Here is a 23137-nt window from a genome sequence, read left to right as displayed (position 1 = left end):
ATGGTACGAACCTCCTGCAATCGGTCATCACGAGGGAAGGCGGGGACGGCGTGCTCGGGCCGTTCGCCCGGCTGTATTCATCGCGCGCTGTTCGAAGCGGGCGTGCGGGCGAACCGGTCGAGGTGGAGCGCTCCGTCCGGGGTGACGCGGACGGTGGCGCCGTGGGCGGGGCAGACGCCGCCGGTCGCGTCGAGGTCGGCGCGGGCGTGGGCGAGCAGGTGCCAAAGGCGGCGCGGCCCGTGCTGATGGACCTCGGTCCCCTGGCGGGTGTTGGCGGCACGGGCCCAGGACCCGTCGGGGTGGGTGAGGCACGTCGTCGCGCCGACTCCCGCGGGTGGCGCGGCAGGTCCGGGCCGATGGTGATGAACCCGCACGCCGGGGACCGCCAGACCGAGCGTGGAGAACAGGTGCGAGTCCTCGGCGAGCGGCTGGGCGGGGACGTCGCTGAGCCCGACGTGCTCGCCGTCGGCGATGAGGGCCTGGCAGTGCCGGCGGTCCGCGGCCGTCGCCGCTGCCCGGGGCGGAACGTCGGTGAACGCGCCGACCCCTTGCCGGTCGCCTGCGGTCAGGACGTCGAGGGAGCCGGTCGCGGTTCCGTCGCCGTGCGCGGTGACGGTCAGCACCAGGTGGGTGCTGAGCACTGGGGTGACCAGACGTCCGCCGGGCTGCAACGCGGCGAGCCAGACGGCCGGGACCGGGTTGACGGGGACGGTCGAGACGATCGCGTCGTAGGTGCCGTCGGGAATCGCGGTGGTGGCGTCGCCGACGTGCATGGCGGGCCGGCGCCCGAACCGGGCGAGACGGTCCCGGGCAGCGCGCAGCAGGTCAGAGTCCTGGTCGATCGTGGTGACGTAGCGGTCACCGAGCCGCGCGACCAGCAACGCCGTCCCGTACCCGGTGCCGGTGCCGATCTCCAGCACACGCGTCGTGTCGTGGACGCCCGCCGCGCGAAACAACCGGATCAGGGTGCGCGGCGCGGTCGCGGTGCAAGTGGCCGCGCCCTCGACCAGGACGTCCCCGCCGCGGCCGAACCCGGCGCGGTCGAGCGCGCGCTGCGTGGCGCGCGCACGGTCGGCGTGGTCGGCGCCGACCCTGACGACCAGGCCCCGGTCGGGGTGGTAGACGACCGCGTGCCCGACAGCGCCCGCCTCACCGCGCACCCAGCGCCAGGACCGCTCGCTGTCGGCGCGCCACGGCGTCGCGGCACCAGGAAGGCGGGACGGGAGCAGGCACACGCCGGGCGTCCACCAGTGCGGCACGAACTCGTGGCGGGGCGTGGTCTCCACAGCGCGGCTCCACCCGACGTCGGCGACGGTGACGTCGCGAGCGAGCGCAGCAGCGGCGATCTGCCAGAGCATACGAAAATCCTTCGGAACGGACGGAGCGTCAGAACTCAAACGGCGCACGGCCTTCGACCCACCACCTGGCACCGGCCCCCGAGGCGGCCCCGAGCCGAAAGACAGCCGGACCGCCTAGTTGCGAACCGGACCGCCTGCGCATCCCGCGCCATGACCAGCGGCCAGGCCCGTCGTCACACGAACATCGCCCGTGCGACGCAGCACGGCGAAAGGACCGCGAACGTGCCGTAAGCGACCGTCATCAGGTCGTCCCACGTGTCGCCCTGCGCGAACGGCTCGATCCCGAGCGGCTGCGGCGGCCCGCCCTCGCAGGAGACGGCCAGGACCTGGCGGCTGCTGGACCAGCGGACGACCCGGGCGATTTCCCTGGTGATCTCCCACGTCCCCGAGCGGGTGCGCGGCAGCCCCCGGTGCAGCGCGGGCGGCGGCCATTCGCCGAGCAGCATGCCCTCGCCGAGCAGCAGGCCCGTGACCCCCGCGCCGCTCGCGCGAATCCCGTCCGTGCCCAACGCTCGCACGTACCGGCGTGCGTCCGCTGTGGTGCGGATGCCACAGGAGTACGGCTTGACCCGGACGCGGCGGTCCCGGAGCGTTTCTGACGGTCGCGCGCCGTACTGCCGCAGGTAGTGGTGGCCGAACATGTCGGGGCTGGTGAATCCGTGGGCGCGGCTGATCGCCGTGACCTGGCCGTGGGCCGGCGCGGCCTTCAGAAGGTCGACGTGCGCGTGGTGCACCCGGACCGCTGTGAGCAGGCCGAAGGGGGTCTGCCCGAACCAGTCCGCGCAGACCTCACGCAGGATCCTCGGCGTGGTGGACAGCGCCGTGGCGATGTCGGGGGTTCGGACGCACGGCTCGCCGTGGTGCTCGATGATCCAGTCGAGCACCGTCTGCGCGGACGGGCGCGGTCGACGCGGGCGGTTCATGCGCGGTCGTGCCGCGTCGGCGCAGCGACGAGCGCGCGCAGCAGGTCCACGGCCTTGTCGGCGCACTCCTCGACGAAGACCGCCTTCCCCAAGAGTCCGTCGGCGCGGCGGTGCTCCTCGGGCACCGCCGCCTGCCCCGGGGCGACGACGACGAACACCAGCGCGTCCTGGAACGGAGGGAACGGCCGGCATTCGATGCGGATCTGCGCACCGTCCAGCTTCTCCCCGGTCGGCCCAGCTCCGGCGATGACGACCTGCTGCGCTTCCACCTCCTCCTGCACCCACACGCGTTCGCGCGTGGCCAGTTCACGCGCGAGGGCGTTCAACGCCTGGAGGATCTGCCGCTGGGAGAGAGTCGTGGTCATGGGGTTCCTGGTCGGCACAGCCGCACGGCGGCGGCGTTGCACAGCAGATGGGCGGTGTTGTCGATCACGGCGGTCGGCCACGGCTTCCCGTCGGCCGCGCCGTTGGCGGGCCGGGCGTCCCGGTCACGCTCGGGAGAAGGCAACAGATGGTCCGGGCCGCACCGATCGCGGATCCGCGCCAGCCGCTCGGCGGCCCGCAACCGGTCCAGCACCATGTGGCTCGCGCCGATGAGCAGCAGCGCCGCCGGATCGCGGGTGACCGCCAGGTGCGCGGCCGCGTACACGGCCCCATGCAGGGCGGCGATACTCCACCGCGAGCTTTTGCGGGCGGCCATCCAGGACGGCTGGAGGACGTAGTCGCCCAGCACGTGCGCGGTGAGCAGGCCCCCGAGCGGCGGCGGGAGACGCGGCGGTGGAGTGCGGGAGAAGCGGAAGGCCGGACGCATCATCACCCGTCTCGCCGCCCGAAGATTCCCATCCCGGCCAGGAACGGCAGCGGGTTGTCGCCCGCGCCGTCCTCGGTGCGGTCGGGCCGCCAGTCTTCGACGTTCACGAGTCCCGGTTCGACGAGGCGGGTACCGAGCGCACAGTTGAACAGGTCGAGGATCTCGGTGCGCGTGCGAGCCGTCCCGGTGCCCATCACCTCCTGGTAGCGGGACTCCAGTTCTCCGATGTGGTCGTCGTCGACCGTGTCGGGGCGCTGGACGTGGGAGATGATGACCGCGCCGCCGGCCCGCGATGCCTCAAGGTAGGCGCGGACCAGTCCTGCGGCGCACCCGCCGACGAAGTGCAGCACCGATGCGAACACCAGGACGACCGGCTGGTCGAAGTCCACGACACCGCGCACCGTGTGATCGGCCAGCACCGCCTCCGGATCGGTGAAGTCCCGTTGGACCACCCGCACCCACTCGGAGGTCTCCAGGTAGGCACGGCCGTGGACCGCGACGACCGGGTCGCGGTCCACGTAGACGACCCCGACCCGTTCTCGCTGGCCGACCATGCCGCCGACGATCTCGTGCACGTTCTGCCCCGAGGGCAGCCCCGACCCGAGATCGAGGAACTGGTGAAATCCCAAGGACACGGCATGGCGTACGGCCCGTCGCAAGAACGTGCGGTTGGCCTGCGCCATCTGCACGACGCGCGGGACGCGCTGAACGAGATCCTCGGCGAACGCCCGGTCGGCAGCGAAGTGGTCCTTGCCGCCGAGCAAGCAGTCGTACACGCCCGGCACGCTCGGCTGCTGACCGCCGAGCAGGGGTTCACTCACGGCATCCTGCTTTCGTGCGCAGACCCGCTCTCGCCGCGCGACCCGCGCGGAACGTCGTACGGGTCGTGTGGCCTGGGCGGCCCGGCGGAGGAACCCGCCGAATCTTTGGCTACCGGCTTCTCCGGGGGCGGCTGCACGCTGCTGCCCACGCGCCTCACCTCTCCTCTGATCCTGCTCCGAGCGACGACTTGGACGCCCGGCTGCGACGCGGGCCTGAACGCGCCGCGCCGCAGCCGGACGCGTGAACCCGGCTCCGGGCCGTCGATGAACCTCGTTCTCGGCTACGTCGTCATCGTTCGGTCCGATGCCGTTTCCGTGGTGCTCAGTGAATTCGGTGCAGTGCGGGCGCGACCAGAGGAAAGATGGGGGAGAACCGGGTAAGAGCGTGGAAGCCCGTGTCCTTCGGAGAGGTGTAGGACGATGTCAGCCGGGAGTGCGGCCGAGGTCGGTGCGCGGTTGCGTGCGCTGCGGGAAGCGCCGCCGTATTGGTCCCGTACCGACCTGGCTCGGCGGCTTCGTGCCGCCGCTGATCCGGCCGACCGTGATCGCCTGCCGCACGTTCCGTCGCTGGCGACCTCGATCAAGCAGTGGGAGACAGGGAAACACCGGCCAGGCCACCGCTACCGCCGACTCCTCAGCCGTGTCTTCGACAGCCCGGAACACGAACTCTTCGGCGACGATGGCGCTGGCGTTCAGCAGCTTCCGAGCATGGGCCGGTCGCTGGATGGGCCGGCCGCAATGATCGGGTCATCGCCGGTGTATGCGTCACCGGCGAGTCAGGCGCAGGGCGACCACCGAAGCGTCGGGGCGTCGGCCGAGAACCCGCCGGTTGTCGTCGCCTTGGGGAATCCGGTCCAGATCATGCTCCAAACCCACGCGTTGACGTCCTCGAACGTCGATCCGCAGGTGCTGGAGACGATCCGGGATTCGATCACCAGGATCGTCGATCGCTATGAGCTCCTTGGACCAAGGCCTTTGGCCGGGGAGCTGACGGCCCTGCGATCGACGTTGCACGCGCTCATTCAGGGACAGCAACTTCCCGGTGAACGCCGCGAGTTGTTCCGCACAGCCGGTCAGGTCTCGGCGCTGCTGGGATACGCGTCGGTGAACTGCGCGCGTCCCGACCTCGCGGACGCTTACTGCCGGGAGGCCCAGTCCCTCGCCGAACACGTACAGGATGTCGCGCTGCAGCAGTGGATCGCGGGCACACGCTCCTTCGACCTCTACTACCGGGGCGACTACGCAGCCGCCGACGCCGCTGCCGAGGCGGGTATCGCGCTGGCCCCCCGCTCGCCGCAGGCGATCCGGCTGCTGGCCAACGGCCGCGCCCGGGCTTTGGCTCGCATGGACCGCCACGCCCAGCAAGGAGCGGAGCGAGCGCTGGGTCAGGCGATGGCGCTGACGTCCCGCCACGACGCCGAACTCCCGACCGGAGTGTCCTCATGCGTCTCCCTCGGCCCCTACAGCCTGGTGCGGACCCTGGCCAACGCCGTCACCGCGCGGGTGTCGATGAACCGCGTCGACGCCGCGCTGGCGGACGTCGAAATGATCCAGGACGACGTCGAGCAGTCCACCTCCCCGTGGACGCAGGGGCTGGTCCGACTCGATGTCGCCGCCGGGTTGCTGCGGACACGGCAGCCGGACGTCGAGCAGGCCGCCGATCTCGGCCGCGCGGCCCTTGCCGTGACGGCGGCGGCGCCGATCCGTTCGGTTGCGCAGCGCGCCCGCGAGCTGGCCGATCGCATCGGGCCATGGCGGGACCGGGAAGAGGCCGCCGCGTACGTCGACGACTTCCGGCTCTGGAACGCGGCCTCGGCAGCGTCCTCGGCGGTATCGAGCTGGTAAGAGGTTCTCGTGCTGAGACCCGATCCGAAGGCGTTCCCCGTCGACCCGCCCGCCGACCTGGACGATCCTGTCGTCATCGCCGACCATGACTGGCGCGCGTTCGTCGCCCTGGACGAGATGCGCGACCACTGGGATCGGCCAGGCTGGTACCCGGGCAGACGTGCCTACTACTGGATGGTCCTTCCACAGTCCGGCGAACTGACGCGCGCGGCCGCCGACCACCAGCGGGCGCTCGCCCCGCTGGGCATGGACCCGGTTCCCGCTGCTGGGCTGCACATCACGATGACGCGCATCGGCGACGTCCGCGACGTCTCGCCCGCCCGCATCGACATCCTCGCCGCGCAAGCCCAGGCCCACCTCGCGCAGCTGACCGCTGCGAACGAGGGCTCCCACGAGTCCTCCTCGCCGTTCACCCTGGCTGCCGGGCCGCTGACCGGCTCGCGCGGCGCAATCCGGCTCAGCGTCGCGCCCTGGCGGCCGCTGGTCGCCACGCACGCCGCGCTGACCCGCCTCAACAACAAGGCCGGTCTCCCCGGGGGACCGCCCACCGCCCGGTTCCGCCCGCACCTCGGCATCACTTACAACAACCGACGCAGACCTGTCCGCCCGGTCATCGACCTGGTCGCCCCACGCCGCACCGAACCGATCATCACGATCACGGTGTCCGCACTCGCGTTGGTCGAACTTCGCCGCGACGACACCACCTACATCTGGCGAACCCTCCACGAGATACCGCTGAACAGCACCAGCAACGGCTCTCAGCCTTGCCGCTGAGCGCCGCCGCTGCGGCACGCACCCCGGCCAAAGCGTGACCGACCGCAAAGCTCATCGCTGCGACGAGAACTGGAGCAGGCATAGAACCGGGTCCGCGGTTCACCGACGTCCCGCCGGGCTCCCAGGTGGCTCAGAGACGTGCTGCGCGCCGCAAAGGACCGCGCGTAGCTCGCTGCATCACGGAAGATGGGGAAGAACCGAGTAAGAGCGTGGAAACCCGTCTTTCGGAGGGGTGTAGGAGATGCCGGTCGACAACGCCGGGGACGTCGGTGCGCGGTTGCGTGCGCTGCGGGAAGCACCGCCGTACTGGTCCCGCACCGACCTGGCCCGCTTGATCCGCGACGCGGCCGACCCCGCCGAACGCGACCTTCTCCCGCACGTGCCCTCCCTGGCCACCTCCATCAAGCAATGGGAAACCGGGAAACACCTGCCCGGCCACCGCTACCGCCGACTCCTCAGCCGCGTCTTCGACAGCCCGGAGCGCGAACTGTTCCACGTCGCTGCGGCGCCCTTCGCCGTGAGCGTCGAGTTGACGCCCGACGACGAAGACCGGCTCGGAAGTGCGCTCACTCGGCCTGCTCGGCTCGACGGCGTCGTCGTGGAATCGCTTGCCACGATCCTCGTGCAGCAGCGGAGACTGGACGACACGCTCGGGCCCGCTGCCGTTCTTCCCTCGACGCGCGCGCAAGCGGACTCCGTGGTCAACCTGTATCGCCAGACCCGCGGCACCGGCCGGGATCTACTCGCGCCCGTGGCCGCCGAATGGGTGCAGTTCCACGGCTGGCTGCTCGCCGAACACCGCGTCGACCATGCCGCCGCGCATCTGCTGACTGACGCCGAAACCATCGCCGACGAGGCAGGCCACGGCGTCCTCGCCGCGCAGGCCGCGAACTTCAAGGGCTACCTGGCCCGCCAGCAGGGCAACCCGCGCGGCATCGTTCGGCACTTCCTCACGGCTTACCACACGCCCGGCGCTTCGCCCGCGCAACGGCTCGGGGACGCGGTTCAAGCCGCGCAGGGCTTCGCGCTACTAGGCGACGCAGCGGCGGCGCGGCGGTTGCTGGCCGAGGCGGACGCGCTGGAGAACGTGGCGGCGCGGACCCTGCCGCCGGACACGGCGTACTGGCTGACGCCCGACTTCCACCACATCAATATCGGGTTGGCGCTGGGCGCACTCGGTGAGCACGCGGCGGCGGCTGAGCATATCCAGGCTGGCCTGGAGTCCCTGCCACCGGATCAGCAGGGCGCGGAATGGACGCGGGAATACCGGGACGCGCTGCGACGAGAACTGGAGCAGGCATAGAACCGGGTAAGTGCGTGGTAGCCCTTGTTCTTTGGAGAGGTGTAGGACGATGTCAGCCGGGAGTGCGGCCGAGGTCGGTGCGCGGTTGCGTGCGCTACGGGAGACTTCGCCGTATTGGTCCCGTACCGACCTGGCCCGACGGCTTCGTGCCGCCGCTGATCCGGCCGACCGTGATCGCCTGCCGCACGTTCCGTCGCTGGCGACCTCGATCAAGCAGTGGGAAACCGGGAAGCATCTCCCGGGCCGCCGTTACAGGTGGCTCCTCAGCTGTGTCTTCGACAGCCCGGAACATGAACTCTTCGGCGACAACCCGCCTGCTGCGGGTCTCGACACCATCGACCACGCGGCCCACGCCCTCGCCAACCCCACACACATCGACCAAAGCGCGCTCGGTGCCCTCGCCGACGTTCTCGCCGGCCAGCGGCGTCTGGAGGACGCGATCGGTCCCGCCTCACTGATCGAGCCCGTCGCGGCGCAGTTGGAGACGGTCACCGAGGCGCTGAAGTACGGGACGGGCCCGGCTCACGATCGGCTCGGCCGTCTGATCGCCGAATGGACCGTCTTCACCGGCTGGCTCCATGCGGCCCAGGGCCGGCACGCTGCCGCACTGGCGTTGTTCGAACGTGCCGAAGACCAAGCCGACGAATTCCAGGACGGGACCACCGCCGCGACGGCGATGTCGTTCCGCGGCTACGTCGCGCGCCACCAGGGCAACATGCGTGCCGTGGTGCGCCTCTCCCAGGGGGCCCTCGCCGCACACGGCGCGCACCCCTCACAGCGAATTTACGCAACGCTCCAAGCCGCGCAGGGCCACGCGGCCCTCGGCGACGTCGAGACGGCCCGCGCGCTGATCGACGACGCCGAATCCCGCGTGGACCACATGACCGAACCGCCACCCTCGCTCTACTGGTACACACCGCCCTTCTTCCGCGCCGTGATGGGCTTCACCCTCCACCACGTGGGCGCGAACGCCGACGCCGCCGCGCTCATCACCTCCGGCCTGGACGCACTGCCCCGCGACCAGCGCCAAGCCGAGTGGACCCAAGAATTCCGAGACCTGTTGCACAAGACGAAAGACCGCGCGTAAACGCCATAGTCCGCGTGGTCATATTCACTCGCCGCTGACGAGACCAAGTCGCGATGAGTCGACCCGCTTTTCCGCGTTGGTCGACCAGCTCCGTCCGATCGACACCCCGGTGGTGCGGGACTTGGTTGAGCGCGTCAGCGCGTGACGTTCAGGACGGCGCGAAGGACGGCCGGGGTGTCGCCGATCAGCACGGTCGTCTCCGGGCCGAACGTCTGGGCGTACTTGTGGGCCGCGCGCTCGCGCGCGAGGGCGACCAGCGGCGGCCGCTCGGCGGCGTCGAAACCGTAGGCGCCCACCTCCAGATCGAGGTTGGAGTCGAGGTCGAACGCCTCCAGCTTGCACACGGCGACCTCCCGCATGTTGCCGGTGAGCACCGACTGCAGCCGGTCTGGTCGCCGTGGTGCGTCTGCGTTCGCCCCGCCCCTGCGAGCAGGAAGTCTTGCGCGTCTGCCGCCCCGGCTTCGACAAAGCCGCCTGATCAGGCAGAGCCGGTCCGGGGAGCGGGCTCGAGATGGGGGCGTGGCGGGCCCCGCCCGGAACCGGCAGGTCAGGGTTCGCGTGCGGGGCCGCTCGTGGGGTGGGGGCCGTCAGACTCCGATCATGGAGTACGTCCCCGTACCGTCCTGCCTGCCGCTGGAGTACTGGCGGACGGACTCCCCGTCGGCGTACCGGTCGTGGCCCAGCATGGAGCCGGTGTACTTGTTCTGGAGGCCGATCTTGTCGGAGCCGGGCACGTCGCGGTAGATGTAGAACCGCTGGAGGTCGTCCTCGATGCAGGAGGCCGTCGTCAGGACCGCCCGTTCGGCGGCCGCGTCCTGCGCGGCGATGGTCGCGCACCCGCCGTTGCCCCAGTTCCACAAGGTGGCCTCGAGGATCCCGTCGTGCTCGGTCACATTGCACAGCCGCCAGTTGTCCAGGTGGGCGCTGAAGATCGATGAGGTCCGCAGGCGGACGCCGTCGTTCGCGAGCGGCCCGCTCCAGGACAGGGGCTTACCGGGTACGGCGATCTTGTAGGCCGTGGCCTGGCAGTCGAGGGTGGTTTGCGCGCTGCGCGCGGTGGCCTTGGGCCGTTCGGTGGACGTGCCGCCGGCCAACGCCCGGAGCTGCGCGTGGCGGTCCTGGATCTGTTTCGCGGTCGGCGCGACCGCGCCCGCCGGGTGCGCGGTCTTCGCGGCGGTGCTGGTGCAGTCCAGGAGGCCCTGCGCCTTGGCCATGATGCTGTTGGCGGGCACGTTGTCCTCGCAGCGCACCGCGCCTTCCTCAAGGGTGGTGTAGGTGGTGAAGCCGCCGCTGTCGGGTCCCTCGACCCACTTCAGCGCCCAGCTGCCGTCGCCCTGCTGGACGCGATTGCAGTTGAGGCTTCCGTAGGTTCCGGTGACCTTCTTCGTGCCCTTGTAGACGCCGTAGTAGCCGGGCCGGTTGAAGTTCCACGTCACCGTATTCGATTCGCTGCTGGTGGAGGAGTAGTTGACCTGCACGTCCAGGCCGAGCATCGCGCCGACGGTGCCGAGGGTCTCGATGGAGAAGCCGCCCTGGACGGTGCCGTTGAGGCCGACGGAGACCGAGATGGTCGTCTGGGTGCTGGTGGTGACGGACTGGTAGCCGGTCGAGCCCTCGGTGACGTACCAGCCCTTGAATTGGGTGATCGTCGGGGCGACCTCGGTGCTCTTGATGATCGGGTGGCGCTGGCCGAGATCGGCCACGGTACAGGGCTGGCCGGGCGCGGCCGCCTGCGCGGCCGCAGGCGGGGCGGGTGCGGCGGTGGCCGGTGAGACGGCCAGGCCAAGGGCGGTGACCGCGCCGGCGGCCGAGGCGGTGGCGACCATGAGTGCTCTGGCCGTGCGGTGGGCCGGACTGATGGAGCGCATCGTCGTGGTTCCCCCTTCTTCCGGCCGAGTGGGCCGGGCCGGTGGTGCAAACGTCTCTTATAGACGATCATGTCTGTATGAAACGGAAAAGAAAAGAGGGGCCGCCTGTGAAACGCGTCAGACGGCTGTCGGCCGCGGTGGCCTCACTCGTCCTCGCCGCAGGTCTTCTCGCCCTGGGCGCCTCGCCGGCCGCCGCCACGTCTTCACCGGCCGGCCGGGCGGCTCCGAAGGGCCACGGCACGTGCACGGCGACCGCCCCCGGCACCGGGCCCGCGCGCCAGGGCGCGGCGTGGACCTGCATCGAACATGGCCCCGTCTCCGCCCGGGATCTCGCCCGCATCCGCAACCACGTCACCGCGACCAGGGTCACCGCCGCCCCCCAGGGCGACGCGGCAGCCCTGTGCGCCTCCGACAAACCCCAGGACGTCGTCTCCACCCGTCACGCCTACTGCGTGCGGCACAACATCGTGTACGCGCTCGTCAACGCCGCCGGCGACGTCCTCGGCACCGCCGGGCTCACCGTCGTGGCCGCATCCGAGCCGAAGTACAACAGCACGAAGTGGCAGGAGAGCATCTCCGTCTACGCCGGCGCGATGTCGGACACCATCGGGGCCGTAAAACTCACGCTGAGATCGGACTGCACCTTGTGCATCGCGGGGCCGCCCGCCTGGGGCGGCGGGAGCATAGAGTTGCACGCGGGCGAGGAGAACGACACCGGGACGCTGTCCTACGACTCCACCGTGCGAGGCGGCGGGGTCGCGCAGCGCACACAGATCTCCTACCAGAGCGAAGTGGTGAGCACCAACGCAAAACCCGTCATCAGCCACCAGAGCTGGGCAGGCCCCTCGCTGCGCTGCGACGGGAAGGTCGGTGAGTACCCCGGCTGCATCGTCACCGAGGACCTGGCCAAGGTGACCATCAGCAAATCCGCCTACGGGGCCGCCGCCGTCGCCTACGAATGGGCGCAGAACAACCTGACCAACGGCAGGCTCGGCACCGCGGCGAAGCCGCTCACGCGCGACGCCGACGACACGAGAGAGCGCAGCAGGCGCTACTACAGCTGCGAGGCCCCTCCGAAGCCCTTCGCGGCGGACCCGACCGTCCGGGACGATTCCTGCGATGAGTTCCCTTTCGCCAGGACCCGGGAAGGCGGCACGCTCGGCTCCCTGTGCACGGAGATCACACCCCGCAACGTGGGCGGCGTGTGGAGCGTGACGGTCGTCCGCAACGAACCGGTCGCACCCTGCATCAGGGCCCACGTCCCCAAGGACGAGAACACAGGCGCGGGCGGCAAAGTCGGCCGCGACGTCCAGTCCGAACGCATCCTCGACGGCGAGGCCTACCAGGTGGTCATCACTCCCTAGCTAGTGCCGTAGCAGGCAACGTTTGCCCTGTTGTGATGTGACGCGCCGTCCCGGTGCTGTGCCGGGCGGCGCGTGGCCGTCACTCTGTCCGGGTGGCAGAACGAGTACGTGTACGCGGGATCGATGATGACGAGGGCCGGCGGCTGCTGCGGATCATCCGCCGGGGAACCGGGTCGGTGGTGACCTGGCGGCGGGCCCAGATGGTCCTGCTGTCCGCTCAGGGCATGTCGGTGGCGAAGATTGCCGAGGTGACGTTCACCAGCGCGGATCGGGTCTGGGATGTGATCCACAACTTCAACACCGACGGCTTCGACTCCCTGTATCCGAAGTACTCCGGCGGTCGGCCCAGGACGTTCACGCTGCCCGAGCGGCGCGAGATCAATGAATTCGCGAAGTCCAAGCCGACCGCATACGACCTGCCCTTTTCGACCTGGAGCCTGACGAAGCTGGCGGACTTCCTGGTCGCTGAGGGGGTGGTCGACGACATTAGCCACGAGGGCCTGCGCATCCTGCTCCGCGAGGAAGGCGTCTCCTTATCAACGGCTGAAGACCTGGAAGACCTCCCGCGACCCCGACTACGCGGCCAAGAAGGCCCGCGTCGAACACCTCTACGCGATCGCCGACGGCGAGGTCATACCCGAGGAGGGCGAGCCCGAAGTCGTCTTATGTATGGACGAGTTCGGGCCGCTCAACCTGATGCCCCACCCTGGTCGGCAGTGGGCCGAACGCTCCGGCAAAGACAAGGACCCCGACCGTGAACCCCGCCGCAGGCGGCGGGCCACCTACAACCGCTACGGCGGAGTACGGCACCTGTTCGCCGCCCTGGACCTGGCCAAGGACAAGCTCTACGGCCACATCAAGCCGGTCAAGAAGCGCACTCAGTTCCTGGAGTTCTGCCGCTACCTGCGAACCCTCTACCCGCCGACGGTGCGAATCGCGATCGTCTGTGACAACTTCTCCCCGCACCTGACCACGAAGAGGTGCCAGAGGGTCGGCACCCGGGCCGCGGCGAACAACGTCGAGATTGCCTACACCCCTACCAACAGCTCCTGGCTCAACCGCATAGAAGCCCACTTCACCGCCCTGCGCTACTTCACCCTCGACGGCACCGACCACGCCACCCACAAGAAGCAGGGAAGCATGATCCGCCGCTACATCATCTGGCGAAATCGCCACGCCGACGACCGGCGCCTACGCTCCGTCGTCGACAGGGCCAACGTCGCCTAATGGCACGGCAGTAGCTACACCTTGGACGGGATATGGGCAGCCGCCATTACGGCACGTTCCACCCGAGCACGACTGGCAGCTTGTGCTCGTAACCCAGCGTGTTGATCGTCCCCGGATGCGGGTGCCCGAACTGCCGCGCGGCCGACGCGTCGAGCCCGAGCCAGCGCGCGGTGAGTATGCGTGACAGGTGGCCGTGGGCAACGACGGCCACGTCACCCTTGTCCAGCAGCGGCCGGACCCGGCCGAGGAAAGCATCGACCCGCACTGTCACGTGCCCGAGGTCCTCGCCGGTGTCGACGCCATCGCGCCACAGATCCCAGCCGGGCTTGAGTTCCTGGATTTGCTCGGCGGTCAGCCCCTCATAGCGGCCGTAGTCCCACTCGATCAGGTCGGTGTCGGGCTCCGCACCGCTCAGCCCCGCCAGTTCGGCGGTCCGCACGGCGCGAGTCAGCGGGCTGCTGTAGACGGCGACGAACTCCCGTTCGGCCACCCGAGGTGCAAGCGCACATGCCGAGTCCTCCCCCGCCTCGGTCAGCGGCAGGTCGGTTCGGCCAGCATGCTGGCCGGTCCGGCTCCATGCGGTCTCGCCGTGTCTGATCAGCACCAACTCGCCCACGGCTGAGGACCATATCTCACATCGAACACAGGGCGAACGTTGCCTGATACTGCACTAGCTCACCGAGCGCTGGCGCTCAGCGAACGTCGGCGATCGTCACCGACGTGCATGGAGCCATGTTAGAAGAACCGCCTACATCTCCAGCCGCCGTTCCTCGGTCCGCTCGACGGGGCGCTGATGGATCGGCGGAGGCTGCTCGGTGGTGCGGGCGGGTTGGCGGCGGCGTTGTCGCGGTGCGCCGCGGCGCTGGCTGCGGTTGAGTTCGCGTTGGTTGGCGCGGCGGGCGGCCTGGATGCGGGCGGCGCGCTCGGCGTCCTCCTGGGTTTCGCGGTGGGTGGCGCGGACCGCCTCGACGGGAGGCTCGACAGAAGCGGGGCGGCGGTCGGCGGATGGTTCGGTGGTCGTTTCCTCGGCGGTGGGCGCGGTCAGGTGTCCGCGCTGGATCATGAGGTCGTGGAGGTCGCGGGCGTGCAGGGGGTGGGTGACTGCGTGGTCGTCGAGTGCGGTCGGGTCACCGAACCACAGGTCGCCGCGGCGTTCGACGAGTGCGGCGTAGAGGGCGGCGCGGTCTTCGTCGGGCAGGGCGAGGTAGTGATCGGCGATGAGCCGGGCGCGGGCGGGGGAGATCGGGTCGACGGCGGGGTCGAGGCCGGTGATGCGGCGTGCGGCGGCGATGGCGGAGGCGGCGTGCCAGTAGGCGTCGTGGTTGGGTCGGCCGGTTTCGATGTAGGCGCCGAGGACGCGGCGTGGGTCGTTGGTGGGGACGCGCTGCTGGTCGCGGTAGGCCGCGACGGTGGAGACGTGGGTGCTCCACTCGGCGCGGGTGAGCGGGTCGTCGGGTGCGGGGCCTAGGGCGGCGAGCCAGGCGGGCGCGCTGCGCAGGGCGTCGTCGGTGACGTGCCGGACGCGGGTGGCGATGGCGTCGGCGGCGTTGTGCAGGTATTCGACGAGCGTGGGGTCGTGGTCGTCCTGCGGGGTGATCGACGCGAGCCAGGAAAGCGGTGCGTCGTTCGCCGGACGGCTGTGGTCTGAGGCGGTTTCGAGGGCGGTGGTGAGGACGTCGTGCAGGTCGTCGCCGACGCGCACGAGATCCGCGGGCGCTACACCGCGTTCTTCCAGGGCTTTGAGGGTCCAGGCGAGCAGGCGCCAGTCCTGGTTGGCGCGACGGACGTTCGCCTGGACGGGCAGGGTCTGGACGTAGCGGTTGAGCCGCCATGCCAGCACGCGGCTGCCGCTGTCGGCGGTGCTGTAGTCGCGCGCGTCGGCGACGCGCCGGAGCATGACGGCCGGGTCGTGTCCGTGGTCGGCGGCGCGGCGTAGCGCCGCCGACAGCGCGGGCCAGGAAGCGTCGGCACGCAGGCGTTCGGCTTCGGTGATGCCGAGTGCGGTGGCGGCGATACCGGCGTGCCGGAGCTGGTCGGGCAGGGTGATCGGGCCGGCGGCGGGGTCTGCGGCGACGAGCCGCCGGACGGTTCGCGACAGTGCGGGAAGTATGTCGGTCGGCCGGATGGCCGGTTCGCTGGAGCGCGCGGTGAGGGTCGCGGTGAGGGTCCCGAGGAAGCCGGGTACGTCGCGTCCGTTGCGGTCGGCGGCGGCCAACGCGGCGGCCAGGTGGGGCCAGGTCCGGTGCGCGGTCACCTGCGTGACCGGGACCGACAAAGCTGCGGCGACTGCGTCGGCGTACTCCTGAACGCGCGCGATCGAGACGTACGTCGACGCTGCGCGGCGGGCGGTGCGGGAAACCGGACGGCGTAGCGCTTCGGCGGGGTCCAGGACGCGTCCGTCCCCGGCGGCGGGGTGCAGCAGGGCGGCGTAGCGGGCGGCGTCGGCGAGAGTCGGCTGCGCGATCGGGCCGGGCGCGGGGTGTTGTTCGGTGTGGTGGCCGATCCGCCAAGCGACCAAGCGGGCTGGCGTGTCGGCGGTGAGCAGGTCGCCGTCGCGGGCGGTGGCCAGCAGCAGGTCGCGCGCGTTCCAGCCGAGCGTTTCGGCGCGGGCGAGCGCGGTGACGATCTGCGGCCAGCCGTCGCAGTCGGTCAGGACGCGGGCGAGCGGGCGCGGCAGAACCTCGCGCGCCAGGCCGGTGTAGGTGGCGGTCGCCAGCAGGGTCGCGACGTGCTGGTGGCGCGGAGCGAGCGTGGCGAGCGACGCCGCAAGGTCGGTGGACTCGCGGATGCTCTCGGTCGCCGACAGCTCGTTGCCCTCGCGCGCCAGCACGTTCTCCAGTACCTCCCGGGCGGCGTACTGGCGGGCGTCGTGGCGGACGCGGTCGAGCCGGTCGTCGGGGTCGTAGGAGAGGAGTTCGTGCGTCACGACGTGTAGCACGGTGCGTTCGCGGGCGCGGGACGCGACGACGTACAGGTTCTCGCGTGTCATGTCCGGGGTGACGAGCGGGTGCGCGGTGTCGACCGTGCTGCCCTGGGCCCGGTTCGTTGTGGTGGCGTACATCAGCTCGACGTCGGCGCCGACGTAGGCGGCGGGCAGCCTCACCGCGCCGCCGTGGTTGAGGTGCCGGACGGTGAGAGAGCCGTCGTCGTGGCGGGCCGTGACGATCCAGGCGTCGCCGTTCTTCACCCAGTCCGTGCCGCGGGTGCGCAGGCGGCGGTCGTTGGCACGAGTGACGATCCAGTCCCTGACTCCGGCGGTGTTGCCGTCGTGCAGCGCCGCGCCGTCTGGCTCGACCTGGCCGGCCTCGACGCGGTCGCGGCGGGCTTGGGCGTTCAGCTCGCCGACGTTCACGCTCGTGGACGCCGCCAGCAGCGTGGTCTTGCCCGCGAGCATGTCGGCCTTCCACCCGGCGTAGGCCTCTTCGATCATCGCCTGCCGGGAGCCGGACTGCACGCGCTTGTTACGCAGGTAGAAGTCGAGACCGGAGGCGTCCCCGACGCGGAGCCGCAGGGTCGCCTCAGCCTCGGCCGGGTCAGCGAACCGGTAGAGCGTGGTGAGTTCGGCGGCGCCGACGTCGGTGGCGATGAGCCGCAGCGCGCCGCCGGACTCGACGGCGCCGAGCTGCCGGTGGTCGCCCAGCAGCCGCACCACCGCGCCCCGCTGCGCGGCGATGGCGACGAGCCGGTCCAGCGCCGGAGTGCCCGCCATCCCGGCCTCGTCGACCAGGACCACGTCACCCGGGCGCAGCACGAACTGCCGCTTATGGGGCGGGATGTCGGCGTGAGCACCGGCACCGCCGTCGCGCAGCAGCGCGGCGTGCGGGCCGTCGGTGTACTCGAACAGGAACTTGTGGAGGTTGTCGGCGCGGAGGTCCAGTTCCTGCCCGAGGACGTCGGCCGCGGCGCTGGAGGTGGCGAGCGCGACGATCCGCTGCCCGGACCGCGCGGCGACGTGCGCGTACGCCTTCATCGCGGTCGTCTTCCCGGCACCGGCGGGCCCGAGACCGGCGACGACGAGGCGGTCGTCGCACGCGAACGCGGTCACCAGCGCGCGCTGCCCGGCGTCAAGCGCCATACCCGCGTCGGCGATGAGAGCGTCGAACTCCGTCAGCGCCGCCGCGACCGCCTGACCGGAGAGCGCGACGGCGGTCGGAGTCCGGGCGGCCCGCACCAGCCGGTCCTCGGCGTCGAGGATCTGGCGGCTGGTGTAGACGAGCGAGGCGTGCTCGGTGAACACCGAGGCGCCGTCGCTGCGACGCAGCGCGGTCGGTTCGTCCAGCACGGCGGGAGCGTCGACGCGCACCGACAGCGCGGGCGACACCGCCCTCTCCACGATCCGCGCGACGACGCCGCGGTGCTCCTCGGGGGACGAGAACAGCAGCTCCGCGCGGGTCAGCCGCTCTGCTTCAGCACGCAGGTTCCATACCGTCCAGGTCGAGCGCATCTCCGCGACGTTCGCCACGACCCGCCTCGCCAACTCGACGAGGTCGGCCTGCCGGGCGGGCGTCGGAGAATCCCTTCCGCCGTCGCCGTGCGTGACGTCGGGGGCGCCGCGGTGTTCATCGGGAACGCCGTCCATGAGGCGCCCGACCGCGCCCGCCCCGAAGTGCTCGATGAGCTGCTGGGTCCAGTCGGCGCGCATCTCGTCCAGAGAACGGGCGGCCTTCTTAGGGTCGCGGGTGTCGAGGTTGGCCCGGCGGGCGAGGTCGTGGGCGACCTGCCGGGACGGATCGCGGCCGTGCTCGCGCCGGTACTGCCGCAGCAAGTACTCGTAGCGGGCTTCGATGTCGGTGCGGCGGGCGGAGAAGTTCTCGATGAACTCCTCCGGCACCCCGGCGATCTCCCGGATTGGCTCACGGGCGCCGACCGTGTCGGTGCGCTCAGCGAATGACACGACAGGTAGACGCTGCCGTAGTTCGACCTCGAACGCGCTGTTGTAGAACTCGCTCGCGGCGACCGCGATGCGGTAAAGGGCGCGGGCGTCCAAGCTTCGCCAGACGCCGTCGATGCCTTGGATCTTGGATGAGATCGCCACATGTGTGTGGAGATTGGGATCACCGCTGCGGCTGTCGTAGTGGTCGAACATCGCGGCGATCAGCCCGCGAGTCTCGGTCTGCGCGACGCCGCCCTGACCGGTGCGCGTAAGTGCCGCTTGTTCCTCCAGCAGCTCCAGCGCCGCGTCGCGGGCAGCCTCGTGCGCCTGCCGCACCGCGCGCCGCACCTCGGCACGCGGGTCCATCGCCCACAGGAGCGCCGCCGACTTCACGGGCGCGAAGACCACGTCGAAGCCGCTGACCGCGGCCCGCGCCCGGCGGGATTCCTCGGCCAGGACGCGCTTGCGGTCGGTGGCGGTCGCAGTGCGCCCGGTCTCCCGCTCGATCTGCGCGAGCCGGTCTTTCACGCGCTTGTCGAACGGGGAGATCGGCGAGTAGGCGGGGAACTTCCGGCCGAGCGTCGCCGCCTTGACGGCGCGGTCCTGGACGGCCGTCACCTGCTTGTCGGTCATTCCCGCACGAAGGTGCTGGTCGAGGTATTCGCTGACTAGCCGGTCGGCGTCGGGGTGCATGCCGACGCCGTAGAGCGCCTTCATCTGGTCCTCGGTGACTTCCTCGCCCTCCAGCCCGAGAAGCGGCGCGCCCCGGCCGACCCAGCGACCCGGCGGGTTCCCCCGGGCGGTGTAGTACTCGGCGGCGGCCTGTCCCCGCTCCCACGCCGGGTCCACGTCGGCGTTCGCGACCTGCCGCGTCAGGTAGGTGTAGCCGTCCCCGGCGGTCAATTTGTGGATCGTCATCAACGCGACCACCCCGCCGTCGCGGCGTCGTCGAACACGTCGGCGGTCCTGCTCCGGGCGCTCGCGAACAGGCGGCGCACGGTGCCTTCGGTCTTGGACGACGGCCGCAGCGGAGATCGGTTCGCCGCCCGCGTACGGCTGTCGGAGCCCTGCGTCCCGGGCGCGCCGCGCATGCCGTCGGACGGCTCTGCTCCGGACGCCCCGCCCGGAATCTGCTGGAAGTGCAAGAGGTGTCTTGTTGCTGACTGGGCGAGCTGGGACTGGACGGACGCGACGAGCGTGCGCGCTCGCTGCTGGGCGGCGAGCTGCTGCGATCGCAGGCTGGAAGAGGGGGGCGAAGTGCGGGACGGCGTGCGATGGGAAGCGTGCATGGCTCGCTGTACGGCGAAGCCGCGCGGCCCCGGGTTCCCCTTCGCGCTGTCCATATATATGAGTTTATGCTAGACATGCTACGTATGCCAGTGTGTACGCACGGCGTTTGGTCGTGGGGCAGACCACGGTCAACCTACAGAGAGGGAGGTCTGACATAGGGCATCGAACGACGGCGCGCCGCGCCGCTGCGGTCCGCGCGGCGCGCGAGGCCAAGGCCGCCCGTGACGCCGAACGGCGGCGGCGCGAGAAGGAGATCGAAGCGGCACTCGCCGACTTCTACGAGGCGCAGGGCAGGGCGGGCGAAATCCGCGCCCGCGCGAGGCGGCATGCGGATCGGCTTGTGGCCGAAGCCGAAGACAGGGCGTGCGGCGCCGACGAGGACTGCCGCCGCGCGGTCCGCGCGCTGCGCGGCCTGCGCCAGTCCAACGCCGAGATCGCCGACCTGTGCGGCCTCACCGTTCCCCAGGTCCGCGCGATGGCCAACGAACGAAACGACGTCGCTGGCGAGGAACGCAGCCGCGACCGCCCGAACCGGGACGGTGACGGCGAGCCCGCGAACGCGCAGGACATTGACGAGCGGGAAGGAGGTGATGGCGTTCCTGGCGGCGACCGCAGAGACCGGTCCACCGGGGAGACGGCGGTAACCGCCGACGCGGCGAGCGCGCTCTACCTCGACCAAGCGTGAGCCGGGCGGCAGGTGGCCATCGCGCGTGAGGCGGGGACCGTGGTCCCCGCCCCACGTAGGCGGCCCGCGTCAGCGGGCCGCGAGTTCTTCGGCCAGTTCCGCCCAGGCCGCCGCCGGGTCGGTGAGCAGGTCGTCGTGCCGGTCACCGAATGCGGCGCACGCGCGGCTGCCGTAGGCGGCCAGCTCGGCGTCGGTCGGCAGCCAGGCGGGCGCGGCGGTACGCGGGACCGTGAGGGCGGGACGGGTCATGGCGGGCTCCAATCGGAAGGGAGCCGAGGGCTCCCGTGCGGTTCCTCCAACGCCCGCGACCAAGCGGGCCCGGCACCGCCGCGCAACTTCCACGCCAGGAGTTCAAGATGTTTTCGAGGGACGAGAAAAGATCTTGAACTCCGGAGCCGTGCAGGCGCGTCCGGTGATCACATCGCGGCGGGCAGGTTGCGCGGCGGGGACGGGCCTGCTCCCCTGCGACACATGGAGGAACCGCACGGGAGCCCGACCCGCGCAAAGCCCGCCATGACCCGTCCCGCCCGCCCCCCAACGGACCTGATGTCTTCCCCAATGAGTGAGTGGTGGGCGAAATGGCGTTTCGCCCACCACCTCTTCTCCTAGCGCGTGTCGCGGTCGCGTGTGGCGAGGGCCAAGAACCTGCGGAGCAGCCGCAGTACCGTCGGTTCGTTCGTCATCGGCTCCTCGGCTCGCGCCTTGTCCGCGCGAGACGCGTAGACCACCAGGCCCGCCGACTCGGCCGCCGCCGCGACTCGGCTCGACGACAGGTCGAGTATCCGGCCGGCGCGGTGCGGGTGGTCCGGGGCGTCGCAGCCGGGCAGCACGCACCACCAGCGGCGGCCCTCGACCCGCAGGCCCTCGACCCGCAATGCCTGATCGACATCCGCGGCGTCGTCGTGGAACGCGTGGAGCATTTGCAGGAGTACCGGGCCGACGACGGTCTCGGGCCCGTAGGCGATCAGTGCGGTGAGCGTGAACGTGCGTTCCCGCACGACGCGCCGCAGCAGGGGGAGGGCGCGGTGCAGGCTGCCGCTGCCGACGTGCACCGCGATGGATGCGCCCTCGGTTTCGCTGAGACCGAGGAAGACGACGCAGTCGTCGTCGTTCGGGTGATAACCCAGGATGCACGGTGCGAGCGCGATCAAGTCGATCTGATCGCGGACGGTCAAACCCCTGATGGCGAGCCTTTCGGTGGGGGAAGACAGGGCTGGTGCCCTGAGCTTTCGGGGGCAGGCGACGACCGCGCCGTTCAGCGCCTCGTCGTCCTGCTCGGCTGGGGAGGGAGCCGCGGTGTCGGTGGCGGCCCTTGGACACTCGGGCCGCCACCGACGCGAGCCGCTACGACTCGTCGCGGGTTTCACCAAGCTCGCGGGCCAGCCATTCCGGGGTGCGGCCGGTCAGCGCGACCGCCTCAGGCGGCATTCCAAGCGCCACGCACTGGCTGATGAGTCGCGCGAGCAAGTAGCCGGGCGAGGCCTCCAAAGCCCGGTCCAGGGCGACGTTGACCATCGCGCCGTCGCCGTTGATGTAGGACTGGTAGGCCAACAGCGTGGCGGGCGCCGCCACGTACGCGCGCTCGGCGCGGCGCGTCAGATCCCGCCAGAGCCGGCCCTGCTGGCGCTGGTCCAGGTGCGTGATCCTGACGAGCGCGTCGTCGCGGATGCGCAGGTCGCTCAGCGCGACCGTCAGGCGCGCGGCCTCCCGGTCGGTGAGCCGCCGATCGACCTCGATGAGATTCCGCACCAGGTCCAAGCCCCGCTCGACCAGCACCGCGCGGGGAAGGCTCAGGAACTTAGCCTCGGCGCGCTCGGTCTCGGCCCGCATCCAGTCGCGGTCCTCACCGCCGACCGGCGCCAGGTCGGCGAGCAACTCAGCACGGCTCGACCGCGCGACCAAGCCCGCGAACGTGGCTCGCGCGGCGACGACGGTAGCTGCGCTGTCGAACGGCTCGCCGTCGCGCGGGCACCACCGCGACTCCTGGCGGTCCAGGCGCCAGAAGCGATCGCCCTCGACGCGCAGGACGTGAGGCACTTCGAAGGCGCCCTCCAGCGCGTCGGCGAGCATCGCGAGAGTCGGGGAGAGGTCGTCGGTTCCGTAGCCGAGCAGGATCACGACGCGCACGTTGTTGCGGGACAGGACGTCGAGCAGGGAGCGCTTGCGCGCGTCGCGGTCGGCGGCGTCCGGTGCGTCCAGGCGGGCGAACAGCGGCCCGCCGGCGCGGGTGCCGATGGCGACCAGGCTGTCGGACGGATGGAACCCGAGTACGTAGGGGACGGCGGCGACGGCGTCGGCCGGGCCGGTGATGGTGATGGTGGGGCGTTCGTGCATGGCTGTCCTTGGAAGCTGAAGGGGAGCGGCACGTCGCACGCGCAGCGCCGGACGTGGCCGCGAAGGGCCGATGGAGCCGGGGGTCCGGGACGGCCGACCGGCCGTCCCGGACCCCCGGAGGTCAGGCCGCCCCGGCCTCGGCGGGCTGACGCTCGTCGCTGACGCGGACCCCGTCCAGAACCTGGCTGTCGTCGGCGGGCGCCTGGTCGGCGGGGACGGTGCTGTCCCCGCGGGCGCGGAGCCGGCGGATCGACTCGATGCGGAAGACCACGCTGCCCGAGCGCCACTCCTTGTCCCGGCCCTTCCACGCTCGCTCGACGTGGACGTGGTCGGCGAGGATCTCGACGAAGTCACCCGGCCCGAAGTTGCTGATCTTGTCGGCCATCGAGGTGTCGTAGGTGACGGCCTTGTGCGTGTACTCGCGGACCGTCGGAACGTCGAACCGGTCCAGGTAGGAGCGGACCACGGTGATCCTCAGCTCGGCGCCGTTGCCGGAGTCCAGATCGAACGTGCGCGGGGGCTTGGCGATGTGGCCGACGATGTGGGTGGAGAACTGCGACGTCAACATGGGAAA

22 protein-coding genes are annotated in these 23137 nt (G+C 70.9%); 8 read left to right on the top strand and 14 right to left on the bottom strand.

What is annotated here, in order from left to right; all coding sequences use genetic code 11:
* Positions 1–77: 77 nt before the first annotated feature.
* The 5 genes from G339_RS34270 to G339_RS37935 all read right to left on the bottom strand — a co-directional run bounded on the left by G339_RS34270 (position 78) and on the right by G339_RS37935 (position 3868).
* Entirely contained in the window at positions 78–1358 is a 1281-nt protein-coding gene (locus tag G339_RS34270) for a methyltransferase domain-containing protein (RefSeq protein WP_019632515.1), read from the bottom strand.
* A 173-nt stretch (positions 1359–1531) separates the two neighbouring features.
* Complete coding sequence (locus tag G339_RS0118205; RefSeq protein WP_169514762.1) at positions 1532–2281, bottom strand: helix-turn-helix domain-containing protein; 750 nt, start codon at positions 2279–2281, stop codon at positions 1532–1534.
* Entirely contained in the window at positions 2278–2646 is a 369-nt protein-coding gene (locus G339_RS39475) for a hypothetical protein (RefSeq protein WP_019632513.1), read from the bottom strand. Before G339_RS39475 ends, G339_RS0118205 begins: the two co-directional genes overlap by 4 nt.
* The gene (locus G339_RS36885) at positions 2643–3095 is read right to left on the bottom strand and encodes a DUF3307 domain-containing protein (protein WP_019632512.1); all 453 of its coding nucleotides are present in this window, start codon (positions 3093–3095) and stop codon (positions 2643–2645) included. The genes G339_RS39475 and G339_RS36885 overlap by 4 nt, the downstream gene beginning before the upstream one ends.
* Positions 3095–3868 carry an SAM-dependent methyltransferase gene (locus G339_RS37935; protein WP_240489855.1) on the bottom strand — a complete coding sequence of 258 codons (774 nt, stop codon included), beginning with the start codon at positions 3866–3868 and terminating at the stop codon, positions 3095–3097. The genes G339_RS36885 and G339_RS37935 overlap by 1 nt, the downstream gene beginning before the upstream one ends.
* A gap of 465 nt (positions 3869–4333) precedes the next feature.
* Here G339_RS37935 and G339_RS39895 point away from each other — a divergent pair, with 465 nt between their 5' ends.
* From G339_RS39895 to G339_RS0118170, 4 genes are all read left to right on the top strand, one after another.
* Positions 4334–5758 (top strand): NsdA family TPR-like regulatory protein, encoded by a 1425-nt coding sequence (locus tag G339_RS39895; protein WP_205625577.1) that lies wholly within the window; start codon positions 4334–4336, stop codon positions 5756–5758.
* A gap of 9 nt (positions 5759–5767) precedes the next feature.
* Positions 5768–6532, top strand: a complete 765-nt coding sequence (locus G339_RS0118180) for a 2'-5' RNA ligase family protein (protein ID WP_019632508.1) — start codon at positions 5768–5770, stop codon at positions 6530–6532.
* 241 nt (positions 6533–6773) lie between these two features.
* Positions 6774–7835 (top strand): NsdA family TPR-like regulatory protein, encoded by a 1062-nt coding sequence (locus G339_RS34250; RefSeq protein WP_019632507.1) that lies wholly within the window; start codon positions 6774–6776, stop codon positions 7833–7835.
* Positions 7836–7884: 49 nt separating this feature from the next.
* Entirely contained in the window at positions 7885–8922 is a 1038-nt protein-coding gene (locus tag G339_RS0118170; protein ID WP_019632506.1) for an NsdA family TPR-like regulatory protein, read from the top strand.
* Between the two features lie 134 nt (positions 8923–9056).
* Here the strand turns inward: G339_RS0118170 and G339_RS0118165 are convergent, their stop codons facing one another.
* Positions 9057–9296, bottom strand: a complete 240-nt coding sequence (locus G339_RS0118165) for an HAD family hydrolase (RefSeq protein ID WP_019632505.1) — start codon at positions 9294–9296, stop codon at positions 9057–9059.
* 213 nt (positions 9297–9509) lie between these two features.
* Positions 9510–10790 carry a hypothetical protein gene (locus tag G339_RS0118160; protein WP_033323485.1) on the bottom strand — a complete coding sequence of 427 codons (1281 nt, stop codon included), beginning with the start codon at positions 10788–10790 and terminating at the stop codon, positions 9510–9512.
* 107 nt (positions 10791–10897) lie between these two features.
* Between G339_RS0118160 and G339_RS0118155 the strand changes: the two genes are divergently transcribed.
* From G339_RS0118155 to G339_RS0118145, 3 genes are all read left to right on the top strand, one after another.
* Positions 10898–12154 carry a NucA/NucB deoxyribonuclease domain-containing protein gene (locus G339_RS0118155; RefSeq protein WP_019632503.1) on the top strand — a complete coding sequence of 419 codons (1257 nt, stop codon included), beginning with the start codon at positions 10898–10900 and terminating at the stop codon, positions 12152–12154.
* Positions 12155–12354: 200 nt separating this feature from the next.
* Positions 12355–12912, top strand: coding sequence for a helix-turn-helix domain-containing protein (locus G339_RS41110; protein WP_420804499.1), 558 nt, complete (start codon positions 12355–12357; stop codon positions 12910–12912).
* Positions 12824–13381, top strand: a complete 558-nt coding sequence (locus tag G339_RS0118145) for a transposase (RefSeq protein ID WP_019632501.1) — start codon at positions 12824–12826, stop codon at positions 13379–13381. The genes G339_RS41110 and G339_RS0118145 overlap by 89 nt, the downstream gene beginning before the upstream one ends.
* 46 nt (positions 13382–13427) lie before the next feature.
* Here G339_RS0118145 and G339_RS0118140 read toward each other — a convergent pair whose 3' ends face one another.
* The 3 genes from G339_RS0118140 to G339_RS38955 form a co-directional block, all read right to left on the bottom strand.
* On the bottom strand, positions 13428–13997 hold the full coding sequence (locus G339_RS0118140) for a histidine phosphatase family protein (protein ID WP_026341562.1): 570 nt from the start codon (positions 13995–13997) through the stop codon (positions 13428–13430).
* A gap of 132 nt (positions 13998–14129) precedes the next feature.
* Positions 14130–19172 (bottom strand): MobF family relaxase, encoded by a 5043-nt coding sequence (gene mobF / locus G339_RS34240; protein WP_019632499.1) that lies wholly within the window; start codon positions 19170–19172, stop codon positions 14130–14132.
* Positions 19172–19597 carry a hypothetical protein gene (locus tag G339_RS38955; RefSeq protein WP_157407852.1) on the bottom strand — a complete coding sequence of 142 codons (426 nt, stop codon included), beginning with the start codon at positions 19595–19597 and terminating at the stop codon, positions 19172–19174. Before G339_RS38955 ends, mobF begins: the two co-directional genes overlap by 1 nt.
* 59 nt (positions 19598–19656) lie before the next feature.
* Here G339_RS38955 and G339_RS34230 point away from each other — a divergent pair, with 59 nt between their 5' ends.
* Positions 19657–20229, top strand: coding sequence for a hypothetical protein (locus G339_RS34230; RefSeq protein ID WP_019632497.1), 573 nt, complete (start codon positions 19657–19659; stop codon positions 20227–20229).
* Between the two features lie 69 nt (positions 20230–20298).
* Here the strand turns inward: G339_RS34230 and G339_RS0118115 are convergent, their stop codons facing one another.
* The 4 genes from G339_RS0118115 to G339_RS0118100 all read right to left on the bottom strand — a co-directional run bounded on the left by G339_RS0118115 (position 20299) and on the right by G339_RS0118100 (position 23131).
* The gene (locus G339_RS0118115; RefSeq protein ID WP_157407850.1) at positions 20299–20478 is read right to left on the bottom strand and encodes a hypothetical protein; all 180 of its coding nucleotides are present in this window, start codon (positions 20476–20478) and stop codon (positions 20299–20301) included.
* Positions 20479–20834: 356 nt separating this feature from the next.
* A complete protein-coding gene (locus tag G339_RS0118110; protein ID WP_019632495.1) occupies positions 20835–21404 on the bottom strand; it encodes a DUF4192 family protein in 570 nt (189 codons plus the stop codon).
* A gap of 169 nt (positions 21405–21573) precedes the next feature.
* The gene (locus G339_RS34225) at positions 21574–22563 is read right to left on the bottom strand and encodes a DUF4192 domain-containing protein (RefSeq protein WP_019632494.1); all 990 of its coding nucleotides are present in this window, start codon (positions 22561–22563) and stop codon (positions 21574–21576) included.
* A 121-nt stretch (positions 22564–22684) separates the two neighbouring features.
* A complete protein-coding gene (locus tag G339_RS0118100) occupies positions 22685–23131 on the bottom strand; it encodes a hypothetical protein (protein ID WP_019632493.1) in 447 nt (148 codons plus the stop codon).
* Positions 23132–23137: the final 6 nt, after the last annotated feature.

Origin of the sequence: Actinomadura atramentaria DSM 43919, from assembly GCF_000381885.1 — a bacterium.
Lineage (GTDB): Bacteria > Actinomycetota > Actinomycetes > Streptosporangiales > Streptosporangiaceae > Spirillospora > Spirillospora atramentaria.
The sequence above is the reverse complement of the archived record's forward strand: the minus strand, read 5'-3'. Positions and strand labels throughout refer to the sequence as shown.

What these genes read in the sequence shown, in the direction of transcription:
- G339_RS34270 (WP_019632515.1), bottom strand. Translation starts at nt 1,358, where the DNA reads ATGCTCTGGCAGATCGCCGCTGCTGCGCTCGCTCGCGACGTCACCGTC.
- G339_RS0118205 (WP_169514762.1), bottom strand. Translation starts at nt 2,281, where the DNA reads ATGAACCGCCCGCGTCGACCGCGCCCGTCCGCGCAGACGGTGCTCGAC.
- G339_RS39475 (WP_019632513.1), bottom strand. Translation starts at nt 2,646, where the DNA reads ATGACCACGACTCTCTCCCAGCGGCAGATCCTCCAGGCGTTGAACGCC.
- G339_RS36885 (WP_019632512.1), bottom strand. Translation starts at nt 3,095, where the DNA reads ATGATGCGTCCGGCCTTCCGCTTCTCCCGCACTCCACCGCCGCGTCTC.
- G339_RS39895 (WP_205625577.1), top strand. Translation starts at nt 4,334, where the DNA reads ATGTCAGCCGGGAGTGCGGCCGAGGTCGGTGCGCGGTTGCGTGCGCTG.
- G339_RS34250 (WP_019632507.1), top strand. Translation starts at nt 6,774, where the DNA reads ATGCCGGTCGACAACGCCGGGGACGTCGGTGCGCGGTTGCGTGCGCTG.
- G339_RS0118170 (WP_019632506.1), top strand. Translation starts at nt 7,885, where the DNA reads ATGTCAGCCGGGAGTGCGGCCGAGGTCGGTGCGCGGTTGCGTGCGCTA.
- G339_RS0118160 (WP_033323485.1), bottom strand. Translation starts at nt 10,790, where the DNA reads ATGCGCTCCATCAGTCCGGCCCACCGCACGGCCAGAGCACTCATGGTC.
- G339_RS41110 (WP_420804499.1), top strand. Translation starts at nt 12,355, where the DNA reads ATGGTCCTGCTGTCCGCTCAGGGCATGTCGGTGGCGAAGATTGCCGAG.
- G339_RS0118145 (WP_019632501.1), top strand. Translation starts at nt 12,824, where the DNA reads ATGGACGAGTTCGGGCCGCTCAACCTGATGCCCCACCCTGGTCGGCAG.
- mobF (WP_019632499.1), bottom strand. Translation starts at nt 19,172, where the DNA reads ATGACGATCCACAAATTGACCGCCGGGGACGGCTACACCTACCTGACG.
- G339_RS38955 (WP_157407852.1), bottom strand. Translation starts at nt 19,597, where the DNA reads ATGGACAGCGCGAAGGGGAACCCGGGGCCGCGCGGCTTCGCCGTACAG.
- G339_RS0118115 (WP_157407850.1), bottom strand. Translation starts at nt 20,478, where the DNA reads ATGACCCGTCCCGCCCTCACGGTCCCGCGTACCGCCGCGCCCGCCTGG.
- G339_RS34225 (WP_019632494.1), bottom strand. Translation starts at nt 22,563, where the DNA reads ATGCACGAACGCCCCACCATCACCATCACCGGCCCGGCCGACGCCGTC.
- G339_RS0118100 (WP_019632493.1), bottom strand. Translation starts at nt 23,131, where the DNA reads ATGTTGACGTCGCAGTTCTCCACCCACATCGTCGGCCACATCGCCAAG.